This window comes from Klebsiella sp. EMBS2024, from assembly GCF_036233805.1.
Lineage (GTDB): Bacteria > Pseudomonadota > Gammaproteobacteria > Enterobacterales > Enterobacteriaceae > Klebsiella > Klebsiella pneumoniae.
In genome coordinates this window covers 4,162,316-4,164,227 of record NZ_JAZARW010000001.1, presented here as the reverse complement: position 1 = coordinate 4,164,227, position 1,912 = coordinate 4,162,316, and the positions used below count along the sequence as shown (strand labels likewise).

The window sequence follows — 1,912 nt, the reverse complement described above, 5'->3', positions numbered from 1 at the left end:
GTCTCTTATGGCGTAGAGGAAGATGTGTTCCACCCGGTACGCGCCCGGCAGGGGATGGTGGCCTCGGTGGACGCGCTGGCGACCCGCGTCGGCGTGGATATCCTGCGCCAGGGCGGTAACGCTGTCGATGCGGCGGTAGCGGTAGGCTACGCGCTGGCGGTCACCCATCCGCAGGCCGGGAATATTGGCGGCGGCGGTTTTATGATGCTGCGGACTAAAGACGGCAAGACCACGGCGATCGATTTCCGCGAAATGGCGCCAGAGCAGGCCACCCGCGACATGTTCCTTGACGACCAGGGCAACCCGGACAGTAAAAAATCACTGACTTCGCATCTGGCCTCCGGCACGCCAGGCAGCGTCGCCGGTTTCTCCCTCGCGCTGGAAAAGTATGGCACCATGCCGTTGAACAAAGTGATCCGTCCGGCGATTAAGCTGGCGGAAGAGGGGTTTATCGTTAACGATGCGCTGGCGGACGATCTGAAGACCTACGGCAGCGAAGTGATCCCGCAGCATGAAAATAGTAAAGCGATCTTCTGGAAGAACGGCGAGCCGCTGAAGAAGGGCGATCGGCTGGTGCAGAAGAACCTCGGTAAGAGCCTGGAGCTGATTGCCGAGCACGGCCCGGACGCCTTCTATAAAGGGGCCATCGCCGACCAGATCGCTGACGAGATGAAAAAGCACGGCGGGCTAATCACCAAAGCCGATCTCGCCGGCTATAAGGCTGTGGAGCGTACGCCGGTTAGCGGCGAGTATCGCGGGTATGAGGTTTACTCTATGCCGCCGCCGTCCTCCGGCGGGATCCATATCGTGCAGATCCTCAATATCCTCGAAAACTTCGATATGCAGAAATATGGTTTTGGCAGCGCCGACGCCATGCAGGTGATGGCGGAGGCGGAGAAACACGCCTACGCCGACCGCTCTGAATATCTCGGCGACCCTGACTTCGTCAACGTGCCGTGGCAGGCGCTGACCAGCAAGGCTTACGCCAAAGCGATCGCCGCCGAGATTGATGTCAACAAGGCGAAGCCTTCCAGCCAGATCCGTCCGGGCAAGCTGGCGCCCTATGAAAGCAACCAGACCACCCACTTCTCGGTGGTCGATAAAGACGGCAATGCGGTGGCGGTGACCTATACGCTGAATACCACCTTCGGTACCGGCATTGTGGCCGGTGATTCCGGCATTCTGCTCAATAACCAGATGGATGATTTCTCGGCGAAGCCCGGCGTGCCTAACGTCTATGGTCTGGTGGGCGGCGACGCCAATGCGGTGGAGCCGAAAAAACGCCCGCTGTCGTCAATGTCGCCGACCATTGTGGTGAAAGATGGCAAAACCTGGCTGGTGACCGGCAGCCCGGGCGGCAGTCGGATCATCACCACCGTACTGCAGATGGTGGTCAATACCATCGATTTCGGGATGAACGTCGCGGAAGCCACCAACGCGCCGCGTTTCCACCATCAATGGCTGCCGGATGAGCTGCGGGTGGAGAAAGGCTTTAGCCCGGATACCCTCAAGCTGCTGGAGGCGAAGGGGCAGAAAGTGGCGCTGAAAGAGGCGATGGGCAGTACCCAGAGCATCATGGTGGGACCGGACGGCATGCTGTATGGCGCCTCCGATCCGCGTTCGCCGGATGATTTAACGGCGGGGTATTGATGTGTTGCCCGGTGGCGCTGCTGCGCTTACCGGGCCTACAACTGCACGAACGCAGGCCGGGTAAGGCGAAGCCGCCACCCGGCAACACGCTACTTCATTCTCGCCATATAATACGCATCCACATACTCACCGTTGCGCAGCGCGTAACGCCTGCCGGTGCCTTCGATCTCAAAGCCGTACTTCTTATACACCGCAATCGCCGGGGCATTATCGGCGAACACCGTCAGCTCAATACGCTCGACGCGCAGCCAGTTGTCGCACA

At 59.9% G+C, this 1,912-nt stretch carries 2 protein-coding genes; one reads left to right on the top strand and one right to left on the bottom strand.

Annotated elements, in window-relative coordinates:
* Window positions 1-1,650, top strand: a 1,650-nt coding sequence (ggt, locus tag VZP09_RS19075) for a gamma-glutamyltransferase (protein WP_328795337.1), incomplete at its 5' end; no start/stop codon positions are given.
* Window positions 1,651-1,739: 89 nt separating this feature from the next.
* Here the strand turns inward: ggt and VZP09_RS19070 are convergent.
* On the bottom strand, window positions 1,740-1,912 hold a 173-nt coding region (locus VZP09_RS19070; RefSeq protein ID WP_202180903.1), incomplete at its 5' end, for a GNAT family N-acetyltransferase.